The sequence below is a fragment of the Agromyces mediolanus genome, from assembly GCF_023715325.1.
GTDB lineage: Bacteria > Actinomycetota > Actinomycetes > Actinomycetales > Microbacteriaceae > Agromyces > Agromyces mediolanus_A.
The window spans coordinates 16,348-33,047 of record NZ_JAMBNX010000014.1 but is presented as its reverse complement, the minus strand read 5'-3'; the positions used below and the strand labels follow the sequence as shown (position 1 = coordinate 33,047).

The following is a 16,700-nucleotide window of genomic DNA, read 5'->3' as shown; positions in this document are numbered from 1 at the left end:
ACTTTCATGAAAGTCGGGCAACCCTGGAGCGGGGCAGCGGCTAGATCACGCCCTGGGACAGGGTCGTCGGGTTGCCGAAGCGGTGGTTCGTGATCGAGATCGCCTGCTCGTGCAGGAACGGCAGCAGCTCCACCCGGCCAGAGGGCGTCACGGGGTGCGACCACACCGCGACATCCGGGGCGCCGCCGAGCGCCTGCGCGAGCGCCGAGGCATCCCCGCCGACGAGCCGCACCCGACTCGCGCCGAGCGCCCGCGCGCCGCGCTTCGCCACGCGGGCGAGCCAGGCGGCGTCGTCCTCGCGGGTGATCCGCACCTCGCGCGCGGCGAGCACCGTGCGCACGCCCTTCGGCAGCTCGAGCGCGGTCGACACCTCGAAGCGCGACTTCGAGAGCAGGCCGGCGACGATGACCCGGAGGCCCTCGGCGAGCTCGGCGTCGTCGGAGATGCGCACGGTGACGGGCAGCGGGCGGTAGCGGAACACGTTCCGCTCGACGCCGAGCTGCGAGGCGTCGCGGGCGACGCCGTACTCCTCGGCCCACGCGACCGCGTCGCTCAGCGCGGAGCGGCGCAGCACATCGAACGACTCGTAGTCGAGCGCGGACTGGGATGCCTCGATGACCTCCGTGACGCGCTTGTCGAGGCCGCGCAGGTGCAGCGTCGAGGACTGGCGGCCGTGCTCGGCCTCCCAGCTGCCGAGCCCGAACAGGTAGTTCGGCCCGCCGGCCTTCGCGCCCGCACCGACGGCGGAGCGCTTCCAGCCGCCGAAGGGCTGGCGCTGCACGATCGCGCCGGTGATGCCGCGGTTCACGTAGAGGTTGCCCGCCTCGACCTGGTCGAACCAGCTCGCGAGCTCCTCCGAGTCGAGCGAGTGCAGCCCCGCGGTGAGCCCGTAGTCGACGGCGTTCTGGAAGCGGATGGCCTCGTCGAGGTCCTTCGCGTGCATGATGCCGAGCACCGGGCCGAAGAACTCGGTGAGGTGGAAGTAGGAGCCCGGCTGCACGCCGGTCTTGATGCCCGGCGACCACAGGGCGCCACGCTCGTCGAGCTGCTTCGGCTCGACGAGCCATTCCTCGCCGATGCCGAGCTGGGTGAGCGCGTGCAGCAGCTTGCCCTGCGCGGGCTCGATGATCGGCCCGATCTGCGTGCGGGCGTCGGCCGGGTAGCCGACGCGCATCGAGCGGGCGGCGTCCACGAGCTGGCGGCGGAAGCGCTCCGACTTCGCGACCGAGCCGACGAGGATCACGAGCGAGGCGGCCGAGCACTTCTGCCCGGCGTGGCCGAAGGCGCTCTTCACAACATCGGACGCGGCGAGGTCGAGGTCGGCCGAGGGGGTCACGATGATCGCGTTCTTGCCGCTCGTCTCGGCGAGCAGCGGCAGGTCCTGGCGGAACGAGCGGAACAGCTCGGCCGTCTCGTACGCGCCGGTGAGGATGACCCGGTCGACGTTCGGGCTCGCGACGAGCTGCGTGCCGAGCTCGCGCTCACCGACGTCGACGAGGGCGAGCAGCTCCTTCGGGATGCCGGCCTCCCACAGCGCCTCGACCATGACGGCGCCGGAGCGCTGCGCGAGCTTCGCCGGCTTGATCACGACGCCGGAGCCCGCGGCGAGCGCGGCGAGCACGCCGCCGGCGGGGATGGCGACCGGGAAGTTCCACGGCGGGGTGACCACGGTGAGCTTCGACGGCACGAACACGGCACCCTGCACCTGGTCGAGCTCGCGCGCCCGCTCGGCGTAGTAGTGGGCGAAGTCGATCGCCTCGCTGATCTCGGGGTCGGCCTCGGCGATGGTCTTGCCGGCCTCCGCGGCCATGATCTCGATCAGCCGGTCGCGGTTCGCGGCGAGCGCGAGTCCCGCGCGGTGCAGCACAGCGGCGCGCTCGGCGCCGGTCCTGCGACCCCAGGCCTCGCCCGCGGCGGCGACACCGGCCATGAGCTCGGCGAGCGCGTCGGCGTCGTCGATGCGCGCCGCGCGGATCGTCTCGACGCCGAGCTGCGTGTCGGGGACGCGTTCGAGGATGCGCCGGCCCCACTCGCGGTTGGCCGCGAGCGCGGGGTCGGTGTCGGGCTCGTTGCGGAACCCCGGCGTGAGCCCGGGCCCCTGGCCCGCTGAGCCCCCCTGGCCCGCTGAGCCCGTCTGGTCCGCTGAGCTCGCCTGGTTCGCTGAGCCCGTCGAAGCGAAGCCCGTCGAAGCGCCACTCGATCCCCGGCTGATCCCCAGCACGACGTTGGTGAGCCCCTCGTCGGCGTGCTCGCTGCCGGGCGCGGGCGCATCGAGGCGGGCGAAGGCGGCGTCGAGCGCCCCGCCCTCCCACTCGGTGCGGCGGTTCTGCGTGCGGTTCGGCTGGGGCGCTTCGCCGACGACGGGCTCGAGCGCCGCGAGGGAGCGCTCGTAGCGGGCGCGTTCGCGATCGAACAGTCCGCGATCGTCGGCGAGCTCGAAGACGGCCGACATGAAGTTGTCCTGGCTCGCGTTCTCCTCCAGTCGACGGATGAGGTACGCGATCGCGACGTCGAACTCGGCGGGGTTCACGACGGGCGTGTAGAGCAGTAGCTGCCCGACGTCGCCGCGCACCGCCTCGGCCTGCCCGGTCGCCATGCCGAGCAGCATCTCGAGCTCGACCGCCGACTCGACGCCGCGGGCCTTCGCGGTGAGCCAGGCGTGCGCGACGTCGAAGAGGTTGTGGCCGGCGACGCCGAGGCGGACGGCGTCGACGCGCTCGGGGGTCATCGACCAGTCGAGCACGCGCTTGTAGTTGGTGTCGGAGTCCTGCTTCGTCGAGTAGGTGGCGACGGGCCAGTCGTGGATCGCGGCATCCACCTGCTCCATGGCGAGGTTCGCGCCCTTGACGACGCGCACCTTGATCGGGGCGCCGCCGCCGGCGCGCCGGGTCTTCGCCCAGGCCTGCAGCTCCTGCATGGCGCGGAGTGCGTCGGGCAGGTACGTCTGCAGCACGATGCCGGCCTCGAGCTGCTGCAGCTGGGGCTGGTCGAGCAGCGCCGTGAAGACCGCGATGGTCAGGTCGAGGTCGCGGTACTCCTCCATGTCGAGATTGATGAACTTCGGCTTGCCCTCGGCGGAGCGCTTCGCAGCGAGCTCGTACAGCGGGGTGAGCTTGTCGACGACCTTGGCGACCGCCTCGTCGAAGGACCACATCGAGAGCTGGCTGACGACGGAGGACACCTTGATCGACACGTAGTCGACGTCGTCGCGGGCGAGGAACTCGTAGGTGCCGGAGAGCCGACGATCGGCCTCCTCCTCGCCGAGCACGGCCTCGCCGAGGAGGTTCAGGTTGAGCCGGTTGCCGCCCTCGCGGAGCTTCGCGATGGCGGGCCCGAGCTTCGCGGGGGTGGCGTCGAGCACGAGGTGGCCGACCATGGCGCGGAGCACGCGGCGGGCGATGGGGATGACGACCCAGGGCAGCACCGGGGCGAAGACGCCGCCGACGCGGATGGCCGCCTTCAGGTACCAGGGGAGGAACTTCGGTGTGAGTTTCGCGACCTGCTCGAGGTTGCGGCCGGCGACGCCGAGGTCTTCGGGGCGCATGACGCCGTCGACGAAGCCGACGGTGAACGCGAGGCCGTTCGGGTCCTTCAGCACGCCGGCGAGCCGCTCGGCGGCGGGGTCGACGGGGTGCTCGGCGCTCTCGGCGAGCCAGCGGCGAACGAGGGAGACGACGTCGTCGGTGCGCGGGCTGCCGATGGCTGCGCTGAGGTTCGTCATGGTCACGACAGTACTGTCCTTCACTGGAAGCGGGGCCGGGGGAACGCCGGGCGTCGACTCAAGTGTGCGGCCGCACGTTCGTTCGGTACAGCGAATGATTCCGATGGATACTGTTCATGATTTCCGAATAATCGTGATCGCACTTTTCGACTTGCCCGACTTTCATGAAAGTTGGGCAAGTCGATAGGGAGAAGCAGAGAAAGGGGATGCCGCGATGCTCGACGTGCGCCGCCTGCGCCTGCTCGTGGAGCTGAGCCGACGCGGAACGCTCGCCGCCGTTGCCGAGGCGCTGTCCTACAGCCCCTCCTCGGTGTCGCAGCAGCTCGCCCAGCTCGAGCGCGAGGCCGGCGTGCCGCTGCTCGTGCAAGCGGGGCGCCGAGTGCAGCTCACCCCGCAGGCCCTCGTGCTCGTCGAACACGGCATCGCGGTACTCGACCGGCTCGAGGAGGCGGAGGCGGAGGTCGCCCGCTCCCTCACCGCGGTCGGCGGCACGGTGCGCCTCGCGGTGTTCCAGTCGGCCGCGCACGCGGTGGTGCCGCAGGCGCTGACGATCCTCGCGGCGGAGCACCCGGGGCTCCGGGTCGAGGTCACCGAGCGCGAGCCCGAGGCGGGGCTGTTCGAGGTCGCCGCCCGCGACTTCGACCTCGTCGTCGCCGAGCAGTACCCGGGACACACCAGGGCGCACCGCCCGGAGCTCGACCGGGTTCCGCTCGTCGCCGACCCCATCCGGCTCGCCCTGCCCGGCGGCGTCGTTCCCGAGGCCGCGACGCTGGCGGACGCGGCATCCCTGCCCTGGGTCCTGGAGCCGGCCGGCACCGCCTCGCGCGAGTGGGCGGTGCAGCTCTGCCGCGAGGCGGGCTTCGAACCCGACGTGCGCTTCGAGACGGCGGACCTCATCGCGCACATCCGGCTCATCCGGGCCGGCCACGCCACCGGGCTGCTGCCCGATCTCGTCTGGGCCGGCGAACCGCCGAGCGTTCGTCTCGCGGAGCTGCCCGGCCGCCCCGAGCGCGAGGTGTTCACGGCGACTCGGCATGCGGCGGCGACCCGGCCCGCGGTCGTCGCGTGCCGCGAGGCCCTCGCCCGGGCGGCCCGCGCCGCCGCTCCCGCGCCGCGCCGCGCCGGCTGAGTCGCGCCGGCCGCACCCTCACGTCGCGGCGGCGGCGAACCGCTCCGCCTGCACCGCGAGGAACGCCCGCAGCTCCTCCCCCTCGATCCGGTACTCGGCGCGGGACGGCAGCCACATCAGCCCCATGGCGAGCCCCTCGACGGAGTCCGCCTCGATGGGCCAGGCGCAGTGCCCGGCATCCACCGCTTCGAGCTCGCGCCCCCACCAGCCCAGGTGCGCGGCGAGCTCGGCGAGCGGCAGCGCGACGACGACTCGCGCGGTGACCGAGCTGCGCCGGTACCTCGTCGCCCGCTCGACCCGCTCGCGGGCCTCCGCGTCGTCGATCGGCCGCGGCTCGAAGCGCACCCGGGTCTGGAAGACGCCGTCGACCCGGTCGACGCGGAAGGTGCGCCAGTCGTCGCGGTCCCGGTCCCAGGCGAGCAGGTACCAGCGCCGGGCGATCGGCACGAGGCGGTACGGCTCGACGCTCCGCGCCGTCTCTCCGCCGTTCGCGTCGGTATAGCGGAAGCGCAGCCGCTCGGCGTCGCGGCAGGCGAGCGCGAGCAGGCCGAGGAGTTCCGGGTCGACGGCGGGCACCGGTCGCCCGTCGCGCCCGCCGAGGGGCGGCGCGCCGGCGGCGGCGTGCGACTGCAGCGCCTCGATCCGGCGGCGGAGCGCGGGCGGCAGCACCTGCTCGATCTTCGCGAGGGCGCTGAGCGTGGTGTGCTCCGCGCCGCGGAGACCGGCGGTCGCCTGTGAGCGCAGGCCGACCGCGATCGCCACGCCCTCGTCGTCGCTGAGCAGCAGCGGCGGCAGGCCGGTGCCCGCCTCCAGCCGGTACCCGCCGGCGACGCCGCGGAGCGACTCGATGCCGTAGCCGAGCTCGCGCAGCCGTTCGACATCGCGGCGCAGCGTGCGTTCGCTGACGCCGAGCCGATCGACGAGCTCGTGCGCGGTCCAGTGCCGATGGCTCTGCAGCAGGGAGAGCAGTTCGAGCGTTCGGGAGGTCGTGGCGGCCATGCCCCGATTCTCCTCCGATACCGGACAGGAACTGACCGGATGCCTCGAGAAGCTGAGTCCATGACGAAGCACACGCAGGCCGGAACCGGCCAGATGATCACCGCCCGGGGCTTGACGAAGACGTTCCGCTCGAAGGGGCAGACGGTCGAGGCGGTGCGCGCCGTCGATCTCTCGGTCGCCGCCGGCGAGCTCGTCGCGTTCCTCGGCCCGAACGGCGCCGGCAAATCCACCACCCTCCGGATGCTCACCACCCTGCTGCCCGCCACCAGCGGCGAGGCGACCGTCGCCGGCTGCGACATCCGTCGCGACCCGGCCGGGGTCCGCCGCCGCATCGGCTACGTGGGGCAGGGCAGTTCGGGCGGCCACACCCAACGGGTCCGCGACGAGCTGCACGCCCAGGGCGCGTTCTACGGCCTCGGCCGACGCGAGACGCGGGCGCGGGCGGCCGAACTGCTCGACTCGCTCGAGCTCGGGCCGTTCGCCAGCCGCAGCGTCCAGTCGCTCTCCGGCGGACAGAAGCGCCGGCTCGACATCGCGCTCGGACTCATCCACCGCCCGGAGCTGCTCTTCCTCGACGAGCCCTCGACCGGTCTCGACCCGCACAGCCGGGCCAACCTCTGGGAGCACATCGTCGAGCTCCGCCGCACGACCGGGACGACCATCTTCCTGACCACGCACTACCTCGACGAGGCCGACCAGCTCGCCGAGCGGGTGATGGTCATGGACCACGGCCGCGTCATCGCCGACGACACGGCCGTCGCGCTCAAGGAGTCGCTCGCGGGCGACCGGATCACGCTCGGCTTCGCGGGACGGGCGGATGCCTCGGCCGCCGCCGCCCGCCTCGGCGGTGAGCCCGACCCCGCCGACCCGGCCCGCCTCGTGCTGACCGAGGCCGACGGTGCGCGAGCGCTCCCCCGCCACCTGCGGGATCTCGCCGAGGCCGGGCTCGAGGTCGTCACCGCGACGCACCGGCCGCCGACCCTCGACGACGTCTTCCTCGCGCTCACCGGCCGCAGCCTCCGCGAGGAGTCCGCGCGGGCCGGGGGCGACGAGGCGCCCGAACAGGCTGCCGCGTGAACGGCATCCGCCCCACCACCACCGCCACCGCCACCGCCACCGCCACCGCCACCGAAGGAGCACGACCATGAACACGATCGCCGATCCCACCCCGAGCACCGCGCCCAGCGACTCGCCCCCGGCGCCCGCCGCCGGCCGCCCCGCACCGCGACGCACCGGCTTCGCCCGTGACACCGCGGCGGTCTTCGTGCGCGAGTCCCGCCCGCTCGTGCGTGACCCGTTCAGCGTGCTGTTCTCGCTCGTGCAGCCGCTCGTCTTCCTGGGCCTGTTCGGCCCGCTGCTGGTCGGCGCGGCGGGCGGCGACGTCGCGGGCACGCTGCAGTGGTTCGTGCCCGGCATCCTCGTGATGGTCGCGCTGTTCGGCACCGCCTCGACCGGCGCGAACCTGCTGTTCGAGATGCAGACCGGCTCGCACGAGCGCACCCTCGTCGCCCCGCTCTCGCGGAACGCGCTGCTCGTCGGCCGCGCCCTGAAGGAGGTCGTGCCGCTCATGGTGCAGGGCACGATCGTGGTGCTCGTCGCCGTGCCGTTCGGCTTCAGCGTGAACGTGCCCGGTCTGCTCCTCGGCCTCGTCGTGCTCGCCGTCTTCGGCATCGGCTTCGGCGCGCTGAGCTACACGCTCGCGCTCGGCTGCCGCAACCGGGACTGGATGTTCTGGATGGTGCACCAGACCCTGCTGTTCCCGCTGATGATCCTCTCGGGCATGCTGCTGCCGCTCGAGGACGGCCCGGAGTGGATGCGGGTCGCGGCCGCCGTGAACCCGCTCAGCTACCTCGTCGGCGCGGAGCGCGCCCTGCTCGCGGGCGACTTCGGCGCACCGGCCGTGCTCGGCGGCGCGATCGCAGCGGTCGTCACCTGCGCGATCGGCCTCGTCGTCGGCGTGCGCGCGATGCGCCGGGCCCGCTGACCCCACCCCATCCCCGAGGCCCACCCCATCCCCGAGGCCCACCCCATCCCCGAGGCCCACCCCATCCCCGAGGGGGTCGCTTTCCGACCGCGGATGCCGCCGACGCCCGTGCCCGCGTCGGAGAACGACCCCCTCGCGAGCGGCGGCCGGCCGGCCGGGCGGGGCGGCCGGGGCGGCCGGGCCGGGCCGGGCCGGGGCGGGGCGGGGCGGGCCGGGCGGGCTACGCTCGATCCATGCGCGCGCACGACGTCGTCATCCTCGGCGGGGGCCACAACGGCCTGACCGCCGCCGCCTATCTCGCCCGGGCCGGGCTCGACGTGCTGCTGCTCGAGCGCGACGACCACCTCGGCGGAGCCGCGGTCTCGGCCGAGGCGTTCCAGGGGGTCGACGCCCGCCTCTCCCGGTACTCGTACCTCGTGAGCCTGCTGCCCGCCCGCATCGTCGAGGAACTCGGCCTGGAGCACGAGCTCGTGCGCCGCCGCTTCTCCTCCTACACGCCCGACCCGGCGGACCCGGCGCGCGGGCTGCTCGTCGACCGCGACGCCGACGATGCCGCCCTCGCCGCCGCCTTCGCCCGGGTCGGCGCCGAGGCCGACGTGCCCGCCTGGCGCGAGCTCGGCGCCGACACCGCCCGCCTCGCCGCACTCTTCCCGACGCTGACCGAGCCGTTGCCGACCCGCGAGGAGGCTCGCGCGCTCGTCGGCGACGACCGGGTGTGGCGGGACTTCGTGGAACGCCCGCTCGGCGAGACCGTCGACGCCCGCTTCACGAGCGACCTGGTGCGCGGAGTCGTCGCGACCGACGGCCTGATCGGCACCTTCACCGGCCTCGACGACCCGGCGCTCGACGCGAACCGCTGCTTCCTGTACCACGTGATCGGCGGCGGCACCGGCGATTGGGACGTCCCCGTCGGCGGCATGGGCGCGGTCACCGGCGAGCTCGAGCGGGTGGCCCGCGCGGCGGGCGCGACCCTGCTGACGGGCACCGAGGTGCTCGGTGCGAGCCCGGAGGGCGCGGTCAGGTACCGGGATGCTTCGGGCGAGCACGTCGTCGCGGCGGGCACGATCCTCGCGAACGTGGCGCCCGCCGTGCTCGACCGCCTGCTCGCGGCCGGGGCGCCGACCCCCGCACCGGCGGGTGCCCCGAGCGTCGCCGGCGGCGAGGCATCCGCGCCGCGCGCGCAAGCGCCCTTCACCGAGGACCGCGTGCCGGGCGTCCCTCCCGTCGTGCTCGAACGCCTCCGTCACCTCGATGCGCCGGAGGGCGCGCAGGTGAAGGTGAACCTCCTGCTCACCCGGCTGCCCCGCCTCCGCGACCCCGAGGTCGCCCCGGAGCAGGCCTTCGCGGGCACCTTCCACATCAACGAGCTCGCCTCGCAGCTCGAGGCGGCGTTCCGTGCGGCGGCCCGCGGGGCCATCCCTGATCCGCTCCCCTGCGAGATTTACTGCCACACGCTGAGCGACCCCTCGATCCTCTCGCCGGAGCTCGCCGCCGCCGGCGCGCACACCCTGACCGTCTTCGGGCTGCACGCCGCCGATCGGCTCGGTGAGCGCTTCGGCGCCGACGAGCTGCGCGAACGACTGCAGCAGGCCGTGCTCGACTCGCTGGACTCGGTGCTCGCCGAGCCGATCGCCGAGGTGATCGCGAGGGATGCCTCGGGCCGCCCCTGCATCGAGACGAAGACGACCCGCGACCTCGAGGCCGCGCTGGCGATGCCCGGCGGGCACATCTTCCACGGGCCGCTGTCGTGGCCGTGGGCGGAACCCGGCGGGGCGCTCGCCACGCACGCCGAGCGCTGGGGCGTCGCGACGGCGCACGAGCGCATCCTGCTCTGCGGCTCGGGCGCGGTGCGCGGCGGGGCGGTCAGCGGGATCGGCGGGCAGAACGCGGCGATGGCCGTACTCGAGGCGCGCGGCTGACGCGTGCCCGCACTGCACGGCCGGGCCGAGGAGCACGGCCGCGCCGAGCAGCCCGGCCGCGCCGCTCAGCCCGGCCGCGCCGCTCAGCCCGGCCGCGCCGCTCAGGCGCCGGGCATCTCGCCCGTGTAGAAGCCGAAGGTGGCGTCGGCGGCACGCGCCGCGGTCTCGGCATCCGCACCGGACGCCCGATGCGCGGCGGCCCAGCCGTCGGCGGCGGCACGGGAGAACGCGCGGCCCTCCTCCGAGAGCATCCAGCTCATCGCCTCCTCCGGCGCGATGCGCGCGTCTTGCGTGCCGAGGTGCAGGGCGAGGCCGAGCAGCGCCTGGTCCCAGCCGACCCCGGTCGCGCCCGGACCGAACGTCTGCCACATCTCCTCGGGGATGTCGCCGACCCGTGCGATGTGCTCGAGCTCGAAGCGGGTGCGCTCGGCGTCGATCGACGAGAGCCGGACGGTCACCCACGACATCCCGCCGCCGTACTCCCAGGTGATGCGGTAGCTCGCGCGGCCCTCCGCGGGTGGCGAGCAGGCGAGCACCTCGCCGCCGGCGTTGCCTTCGAGCTGGTACCGCCCACCGAGCTCGAGCGTGCCGCTCACCGGCAGGAACCAGCGGGCGATCCGCTCCGGCTCGGTCGTCGCCGCCCAGACGTCGGCGAGGTCCGCCGGGTACTCCTGGGCGATGATCTGGATGCGCGACGGTTCGCCGTCGAGTTCTTCGGTGCGCAGTTCGCGCGTCACCGCATCGATCTGTTCGTTCACGTCGACCATGGTCACTCCTCCTCATCTCCGGGTGGATCGACCGGACCGTCGGCCCGATCGTGCACGCCGTCGGCGACGACCCGGCGGGCCCGTTGCCCGCGCTTCAGTTCGGTGCCGAGCGCGGCGAGCGGGCCGCGCCAGAAGCGCTCGAACGGGCTGAGCCAGGCGCTCGCCTGCTCGAGTCCGCGGGCGTCGACCGCGTAGAGCCGACGCCGACCGTCGGCGCGCACCGAGGCGAAGCCCTGCTCGCGCAGCACCCGCAGGTGCTGCGACACCGCGGGCTGCGTGATGCCGAACTCGGCGGAGACCACCGCGCAGATGGCGCCGGCGGGCGCCTCGCCCTCCGCGAGGAGCTCCAGGATGCGCCGCCGGACTGGATCGCCGAGGACGTCGAACGCGTGCATGGTTCAATAGTTACGCCCAGACTTATATAAGTCAAGGCGTAAATATCATGCTCAGAACACGAAGAGCTGTCCGAGCACCAGGATGGCGATGACGAACAGCGCCACGATGCCGCCCACGATGGCGAGCGAGCGCGCCGAGAGCTTCGCGATGGCGTAGCCGACGAGGATCGGCAGGATGACGAGGAAGATCGTCACGAGCCACCAGAACGCCTGATAGGCGCCGGGGCCGACCTCGTCGAGCCGGTTCGCGAAGAGCTGCTGCGAGTGCGGGTGCGTCGCGAAGGCGAACGCGGCCGACAGCGGCACCGCGATGAGGGCGAGCACGATGAGACCGGCGAGCCAGCCCCAGAGCCCGGACTTGCCCTCGGTGATGTCCATGGCGGCTTCGCGCTTGGCGGCCGACGACCCCTTGCTACTCATGGCCACGATGCTAGTGGTTCCGAGCGCCGAGGGTTAGCCTGGGAAAACGGACGACGAGGGGGTCGAGATGAGCGCCAAGCCCACCGGTCACTACGAGCTGAAGCCCGACGGCCGCTATCTGCAGTTCGATCGCCTGTTCCGCGCCCCGATCGAGGACGTCTGGTACAGCCTGACGAACCCGACCGCCCTCCGTTCCTGGATCGGCACCTACACGGGCAGTCCCTCGACGGGCGGCGTGCGCTTCCGCATGACCGCGGAGAGCGAGGATGCCCCGTGGCAGAACGTGAGCATCCTGCTCTGCGAAGCGCCGCACCGCTTCCACCTCGACGTCGACACCCAGCCCGAAGCGTGGCGCCTGCACTGCCACCTGCGCGAGGCGGGGGGAATGACGACGCTGAGCTTCTCGCAGCGGCTCGACGACAAGCTCGACGTCGGCGAGATCGGCCCGGGCTGGGACTACTACCTCGACCGCATGATCGCGGCCAGACAGGGGCTCGCCATGCCGCAGTGGGGCGACTACTTCCCCGCGTTCGCCGCGCACTACCGCAGCCTCCCCGTCGCCGACGCGGCCCGCCCCTAGACTGACGCGCGTGAGAGCGGCAGATCGAATGCGGCGGCGCGAGTCGGCCGCCGGCGGCCCGGGGGGCTCCTTCTTCTCGCAGCATCCGCTGCGCTGGGGCTTCGTCGTCGCGCTCGGCGTATTGCTCGCCGCGCTCCTCGCGATCGTCGTGGTGAACCTGCAGGGTGTGCTGCTCTCGGTGTTCATCGCCGCCTTCGTCGCGCTCGGCCTCGATCCGCTGATCCGCTGGTTCCAGCGGCACGGGCTGAAGCGCGGTGCCGCGATCGTCGTGGTCATCCTGCTCTTCGTGCTCGTCGTGATCGGCATCATCTGGGTGATCATCCCGCCGCTCGTCTCGCAGGCCACCTCGCTCGTGACGACGCTGCCCGCGCAGGTGCAGGAGCTGCAGGACTCCGGCTGGTACGAGCAGGCAAACGAGACGACGAACGGGGTGCTCGCCGCGGTCGTGCAGTCGGTCGAGGACATCCTCTCCGACCCGAACGTGTGGGCCTCGATCGGCGGCGGCGCCCTCGCCTTCGGCGCGGCCGTGGTCGACGCGGTGTCGACCGGCTTCTTCGTCGTCGTGCTCTCGATCTACTTCATCGCCACGCTCGACGCCACGAAGCGCGCCTGCTACTCCCTGGTGAAGGCCTCGAACCGCGAGCAGGTCGAGAACTACGGCGAGCGCATCATGCAGTCGGTCGGCAAGTACCTGAGCGGCATGGTCGTGCTCGCGTTCTTCAACGCGGTGTTCTCGACGATCCTGCTGAGCCTCGTCGGCGTGAAGTACGCGCTCGTGATCGGTGTCGTCGCCCTATTCGTGACGCTCATCCCGCTCATCGGTACCGTGCTCACCACCATCCTGATGACGATCGTCTCGCTCTTCGTCTCGCCCACGGCAGCCCTCATCGTGCTCGTCGCGATGCTCATCTACATGCAGATCGAGGCGTACATCCTCACCCCGCGGGTGATGGGCAAGGCGGTGCAGGTGCCCGGCACGATCGTGCTGATCTCGGCGCTCGCGGGCGGCACGCTGCTCGGCCTGCTCGGCGCGCTCGTCGCGATCCCGATCTCGGCCGGCATCCTGCTGATCATCCGCGAGATCGTCGTGCCGAGGCAGGCGCGCAGCTAGCGCTGCGCCGCGTCCGCGAGCCCGGCGCCGGCGGGCACCGAGGCATCGACCGACCCCTCCGGCGACGCCTCGGCCGAGGCATCCCGCCCGCCGCTGCGCCCGAGCGGCAAGAAGAACGCCGCGACGAGCGCGAGCACGAGGCCCGCCGAGCCGACGAGCACCGCGGGCACCGCCGCATCGACGAAGCCGGTCGGCGTGAGCTCCCCGCCGGCCCCCGTGAAGACCGCGGTGAGCACGGCGACACCGAGCGCGACGCCGACCTCCCGGAGCGTGGAGTTGGTGCCGGACGCCTTCGCGTGATCCGCCTCCGGCATGCCCGCGAGCACGGCCGTCGACATCGGCGCGAAGACGAGCGACATGCCGATCCCCGCCATCAGGAACGGGCCGATCAGGGCGGCGTAGGCGACGTCGGGGTCGAGCTCGAGGGCGAGCCAGGCGAGCGCGGCGGCCTGCAGGGCGAGCCCCGCGACGATGAGCGTTCGGGTGCCGACGCGGGGCGCGAGGGCGCCGGCGATCGGGGCGATGAACATCGGGGCGAGCGTCCACGGCATGGTCTGCACGCCCGCCTCGAGCGGGGTCGCACCCTGCACGACCTGCAGGAACTGGATGAGCACGAAGACCGAGCCGAACATGCCGAAGCTGAACCAGAAGCCGACGAGGTTCGCGGCGGTGAACCCGCGATTGCGGAACAGTCGGAGCGGCAGCAGCGGCGCGGGTGCGCGCAGCTCCCACCAGACGAACGCCACCAGCAGGGCGGCCCCGGCGATCAGGGAGCCGAGCACCTCGGCGCTGTCCCAGCCGGCGTCGTTGCCCCGGACGATGCCGAAGACGACGCCGAGCACGCCGAGCCCGGCGAGGAGGATGCCGGGCAGGTCGATGCGCACCCGCGCGCCGAGCGTGTTCGGCAGGGCGGCGAGGGCGAGCGGGATGGCGATGACGCCGACGGGGACGTTGAGCCAGAAGATGGCCTCCCAGTTCCAGCCCTCGATGACCGCGCCGCCGACGAGCGGCCCGAGCGCGACGCCGAGCCCGGCCACGCCACCCCAGATGCCGATCACCATCGGGCGCCGCCGCTCGGGAACGCTGCCGGCGAGCAGGGTCAGCGAGAGCGGCATGATGCCCGCGGCGCCGAGGCCCTGCACGGCACGGCTCGCGATCACCATCCACGGTTCGGTGCTGAGGGCGACGAGGGCGCTCGCGGCGGTGAACACCGCGAGCGCGATGAGGAAGACGGTGCGCCGGCCGATGCGGTCGCCGAGCGCGGCGGCACCGAGGATGAAGGCCGCGAAGGAGAGGGTGAACGCGTTCACGAACCACTGCAGCTCCTCGATCGAGGCGCCGAGGTCGGCCGCCATCGCGGGCAGTGCGTTCGTGATGACGAGGTTGTCGAGCGTCGCCATGAACATCGGCAGGGATGCCGCGACGATCGCGAGCCAGACCGGTGTGCGGCGTGCGGTGGAGAACATTCCGAGCTCCTCGGGAAGCGATGGGATACGGGAGTGGTAATCGACTGATTACTTCACGGGAGCGACTGTAGTAATCGACTGATAACATGTCAAGCATGGTGTCGAAGACGGACCGGATCCCGGCGACCGAGCGCCGCGAGCAGATCCTCGAAGCGGCCACTCGGGTGTTCGGCGAACTCGGCTACGCCGGCGCCACGACCGACCGCGTCGCGAAGGCCGCCGGCATCAGTCAGCCCTACGTCGTGCGCATGTTCGGCACCAAGGAGCAGCTCTTCATCGAGGTGCTCGAGCGCACCTGCACCCTCATCATCGAGGCCCTCGACCGCGCGGTCGCCGACGAGGCATCCGAGAAGCCCGTGGGCCCGCGCATCGGCGAGGCCTACGTGCACCTCGTGGAGACCGAGCGGGGGGTGCTGCTCGCCCTCATGCAGGGCTTCATCCTCGGCCACGACCCGAACATCGGGCCCGTGGCCCGGCGCGGCTTCCTGCGCATCTACGACCGCATGCGCGACGTGATGAGCGCCGACGAAGCCATGCGCTTCATGGCGCAGGGCATGCTCATCAACACGCTCATCGCCTCGAACCTCACGATCCGCATCGACGAGGACGAACGGGTCGACGAGCTCTTCGCGTGCACCTTCGGCGACAAGCTCGGCCTCGTGCTCGAGGGGCTCAACCGCACGGCATGAGCCGCCCAGCGTGAGCCGGGGGCGCGAACAGCCCGGCGCGAGCCCGCGGGCGCGCCCCGCTCAGCTCCAGACGGACGGCGCCTCGGCGCGGGTCGCCGGCAGCGCCACGTCCTGCCCCCACCGCTCGATCCACTCGGGGAGCCCGTCGCCGGGCCCGGCACCGAACGCCTCGACGACCTCGGCCATCGGCACCGTGCCACCGGACTTCTTCAGGAAGCGCCCGCGGATGAAGCCCTGCGCGTAGATCTCCGGCCGGCCGTCGGCGCCCTTCCGCACGAAGCGCTGCTCGACGTAGACGGCCTTGTCGTCGAAGCCGAGCACCCGCGACTCGATCGTGAAGCGCTCCCAGAGCTGCAACGACTTGCGGAAGGTGATCGTCTCGCTCGCCACCACCGGGTACCAGCCGCGCTCGCGCATGAGGCCCCAGACGCCGTTGCGCACGAGCATGTCGAACCGCGCGACGTCCATGATCGAGAAGTAGACGCCGTTGTTCATGTGCCGGTTGATGTCGAGATCGGTCGGCAGGGTGACGAACCGGGTGCGGGCCACGTCGTAGTGTCCGAGGTCCGGCTTGCGCCGTGACAGGAACAGCACGTGGAGGAGCGTCCGGAAGAGCATGTGCATGAGCACCGAGCGTAGGGGCCTTCGGGCGGATGGCGCGCTCCGTTGAGGGTCGGCACAGCCCGATGGCGGATGCCTCGGCCGGCGCTTGTGCGGATCCGCCAGTGCGACCGATCGGCCGGCGGTCGGCCGCTGCGCCCGCGGCATGCCGGGACCGCGCCATACACTGGACCCGCTGCGCCGCATCGACCTCCGGACCGGCAGTCCGCACCACGCCACGACTCTGGAGGATCGCTTGACCGTCGCCATCATCGGAACCGGCCGCATCGGGGCCGCCCTCGCCCGCAACCTGGCCCGGGGCGGCGAACGCGTCGTCCTCGCCGGCACCGACCGGGCGAGGGCCGCCGCCCTCGCCGCCGAGCTCGGCGAACGCGCCCGCTCGGCGAGCGTCGCCGACGCGATCGACGCCGCCGACGTCGTGGTCTTCGCGGTCTGGCTCGACGTGATGCAGCGCCTCATCGCCGAGCACCGCGCACGCCTCGTCGGCAGGATCGTCGTGGACCCCTCGAACCCGATCGCCCCCGACGGCGTCGGCGGCTTCGTGAAGATCATCGACGAACGCGCCTCGGCCGGGCGGATGATCGCCGACGCGCTGCCCGAGGGGGCGGCCTTCGTGAAGGCCTTCGGCGCGCTGTCGGCCGGGACGCTCGCCGAGGCGGCGCACCAGGATCCGCCGTTCGTCATGTTCTACGCGACGAACGACGAGGTCGCCGGGGCGACGGTCTCGGCGCTCATCCGCACGGCCGGTTTCGAGCCGGTGCGCGCGGGCGGGGTGGATGCCTCGATCCGCATCGAGGTGTTCGGCGCCCTGCACGAGTACGGCGCCCTCGGACGCGCGGTGCACCTGGCCGACGCCCTCGCCGCACGCTGAGCCGGCCGGTCGCCGACCGGCCGCGCCG

General features: G+C 72.7%; 15 protein-coding genes. 8 read left to right on the top strand and 7 right to left on the bottom strand.

From position 1 onward, the window contains the following. Positions 1-40 precede the first annotated feature (40 nt). Positions 41-3,721: a proline dehydrogenase family protein gene (locus M3147_RS18245; RefSeq protein ID WP_251204842.1), complete on the bottom strand. Its 3,681-nt coding sequence runs from the start codon at positions 3,719-3,721 to the stop codon at positions 41-43. A gap of 214 nt (positions 3,722-3,935) precedes the next feature. Between M3147_RS18245 and M3147_RS18240 the strand changes: the two genes are divergently transcribed. Next, the gene (locus tag M3147_RS18240) at positions 3,936-4,850 is read left to right on the top strand and encodes a LysR family transcriptional regulator (RefSeq protein ID WP_251204841.1); all 915 of its coding nucleotides are present in this window, start codon (positions 3,936-3,938) and stop codon (positions 4,848-4,850) included. 18 nt (positions 4,851-4,868) lie between these two features. Here the strand turns inward: M3147_RS18240 and M3147_RS18235 are convergent, their stop codons facing one another. After that, complete coding sequence (locus M3147_RS18235; protein WP_251204840.1) at positions 4,869-5,849, bottom strand: helix-turn-helix transcriptional regulator; 981 nt, start codon at positions 5,847-5,849, stop codon at positions 4,869-4,871. A gap of 60 nt (positions 5,850-5,909) precedes the next feature. Here M3147_RS18235 and M3147_RS18230 point away from each other — a divergent pair, with 60 nt between their 5' ends. The 3 genes from M3147_RS18230 to M3147_RS18220 all read left to right on the top strand — a co-directional run bounded on the left by M3147_RS18230 (position 5,910) and on the right by M3147_RS18220 (position 9,752). Next, a complete protein-coding gene (locus M3147_RS18230; protein ID WP_251204839.1) occupies positions 5,910-6,926 on the top strand; it encodes an ATP-binding cassette domain-containing protein in 1,017 nt (338 codons plus the stop codon). 67 nt (positions 6,927-6,993) lie between these two features. Further along, entirely contained in the window at positions 6,994-7,833 is an 840-nt protein-coding gene (locus tag M3147_RS18225) for an ABC transporter permease (protein WP_251204838.1), read from the top strand. A 233-nt stretch (positions 7,834-8,066) separates the two neighbouring features. Next, the gene (locus M3147_RS18220) at positions 8,067-9,752 is read left to right on the top strand and encodes a phytoene desaturase family protein (RefSeq protein WP_251204837.1); all 1,686 of its coding nucleotides are present in this window, start codon (positions 8,067-8,069) and stop codon (positions 9,750-9,752) included. Between the two features lie 101 nt (positions 9,753-9,853). Here M3147_RS18220 and M3147_RS18215 read toward each other — a convergent pair whose 3' ends face one another. From M3147_RS18215 to M3147_RS18205, 3 genes are read right to left on the bottom strand one after another with little or no spacing between them, the layout of a single operon-like run. After that, a complete protein-coding gene (locus M3147_RS18215; protein WP_251204836.1) occupies positions 9,854-10,519 on the bottom strand; it encodes an SRPBCC domain-containing protein in 666 nt (221 codons plus the stop codon). A 2-nt stretch (positions 10,520-10,521) separates the two neighbouring features. Beyond that, the gene (locus tag M3147_RS18210) at positions 10,522-10,914 is read right to left on the bottom strand and encodes an ArsR/SmtB family transcription factor (protein ID WP_251204835.1); all 393 of its coding nucleotides are present in this window, start codon (positions 10,912-10,914) and stop codon (positions 10,522-10,524) included. 51 nt (positions 10,915-10,965) lie between these two features. Next, a complete protein-coding gene (locus M3147_RS18205; RefSeq protein WP_251204834.1) occupies positions 10,966-11,334 on the bottom strand; it encodes a hypothetical protein in 369 nt (122 codons plus the stop codon). Between the two features lie 67 nt (positions 11,335-11,401). On the opposite strand from M3147_RS18205, the gene M3147_RS18200 reads away from it, so the two are divergent. Beyond that, the gene (locus M3147_RS18200) at positions 11,402-11,914 is read left to right on the top strand and encodes an SRPBCC domain-containing protein (protein ID WP_251204833.1); all 513 of its coding nucleotides are present in this window, start codon (positions 11,402-11,404) and stop codon (positions 11,912-11,914) included. A gap of 10 nt (positions 11,915-11,924) precedes the next feature. Then, the gene (locus M3147_RS18195) at positions 11,925-13,025 is read left to right on the top strand and encodes an AI-2E family transporter (RefSeq protein ID WP_251204832.1); all 1,101 of its coding nucleotides are present in this window, start codon (positions 11,925-11,927) and stop codon (positions 13,023-13,025) included. Here the strand turns inward: M3147_RS18195 and M3147_RS18190 are convergent. After that, entirely contained in the window at positions 13,022-14,491 is a 1,470-nt protein-coding gene (locus M3147_RS18190) for a DHA2 family efflux MFS transporter permease subunit (RefSeq protein ID WP_251204831.1), read from the bottom strand. The genes M3147_RS18195 and M3147_RS18190 overlap by 4 nt on opposite strands. Before the next feature lie 86 nt (positions 14,492-14,577). Between M3147_RS18190 and M3147_RS18185 the strand changes: the two genes are divergently transcribed. Continuing rightward, entirely contained in the window at positions 14,578-15,180 is a 603-nt protein-coding gene (locus M3147_RS18185) for a TetR/AcrR family transcriptional regulator (RefSeq protein ID WP_251204830.1), read from the top strand. A 60-nt stretch (positions 15,181-15,240) separates the two neighbouring features. Here M3147_RS18185 and M3147_RS18180 read toward each other — a convergent pair whose 3' ends face one another. Next, positions 15,241-15,804, bottom strand: coding sequence for an acyl-CoA thioesterase (locus M3147_RS18180; RefSeq protein ID WP_251204829.1), 564 nt, complete (start codon positions 15,802-15,804; stop codon positions 15,241-15,243). Positions 15,805-16,036: 232 nt separating this feature from the next. Between M3147_RS18180 and M3147_RS18175 the strand changes: the two genes are divergently transcribed. Then, on the top strand, positions 16,037-16,672 hold the full coding sequence (locus M3147_RS18175; RefSeq protein WP_251204828.1) for an NADPH-dependent F420 reductase: 636 nt from the start codon (positions 16,037-16,039) through the stop codon (positions 16,670-16,672). The last annotated feature ends 28 nt before the right edge of the window (positions 16,673-16,700 follow it).

Excerpts from the sequence above, each read along its gene's own strand:
- M3147_RS18180 (WP_251204829.1), bottom strand. The coding sequence starts at position 15,804 with ATGCACATGCTCTTCCGGACGCTCCTCCACGTGCTGTTCCTGTCACGG.
- M3147_RS18215 (WP_251204836.1), bottom strand. The coding sequence starts at position 10,519 with ATGGTCGACGTGAACGAACAGATCGATGCGGTGACGCGCGAACTGCGC.
- M3147_RS18230 (WP_251204839.1), top strand. The coding sequence starts at position 5,910 with ATGACGAAGCACACGCAGGCCGGAACCGGCCAGATGATCACCGCCCGG.
- M3147_RS18245 (WP_251204842.1), bottom strand. The coding sequence starts at position 3,721 with ATGACGAACCTCAGCGCAGCCATCGGCAGCCCGCGCACCGACGACGTC.
- M3147_RS18190 (WP_251204831.1), bottom strand. The coding sequence starts at position 14,491 with ATGTTCTCCACCGCACGCCGCACACCGGTCTGGCTCGCGATCGTCGCG.
- M3147_RS18200 (WP_251204833.1), top strand. The coding sequence starts at position 11,402 with ATGAGCGCCAAGCCCACCGGTCACTACGAGCTGAAGCCCGACGGCCGC.
- M3147_RS18225 (WP_251204838.1), top strand. The coding sequence starts at position 6,994 with ATGAACACGATCGCCGATCCCACCCCGAGCACCGCGCCCAGCGACTCG.
- M3147_RS18185 (WP_251204830.1), top strand. The coding sequence starts at position 14,578 with ATGTCAAGCATGGTGTCGAAGACGGACCGGATCCCGGCGACCGAGCGC.
- M3147_RS18220 (WP_251204837.1), top strand. The coding sequence starts at position 8,067 with ATGCGCGCGCACGACGTCGTCATCCTCGGCGGGGGCCACAACGGCCTG.
- M3147_RS18235 (WP_251204840.1), bottom strand. The coding sequence starts at position 5,849 with ATGGCCGCCACGACCTCCCGAACGCTCGAACTGCTCTCCCTGCTGCAG.
- M3147_RS18240 (WP_251204841.1), top strand. The coding sequence starts at position 3,936 with ATGCTCGACGTGCGCCGCCTGCGCCTGCTCGTGGAGCTGAGCCGACGC.
- M3147_RS18205 (WP_251204834.1), bottom strand. The coding sequence starts at position 11,334 with ATGAGTAGCAAGGGGTCGTCGGCCGCCAAGCGCGAAGCCGCCATGGAC.
- M3147_RS18210 (WP_251204835.1), bottom strand. The coding sequence starts at position 10,914 with ATGCACGCGTTCGACGTCCTCGGCGATCCAGTCCGGCGGCGCATCCTG.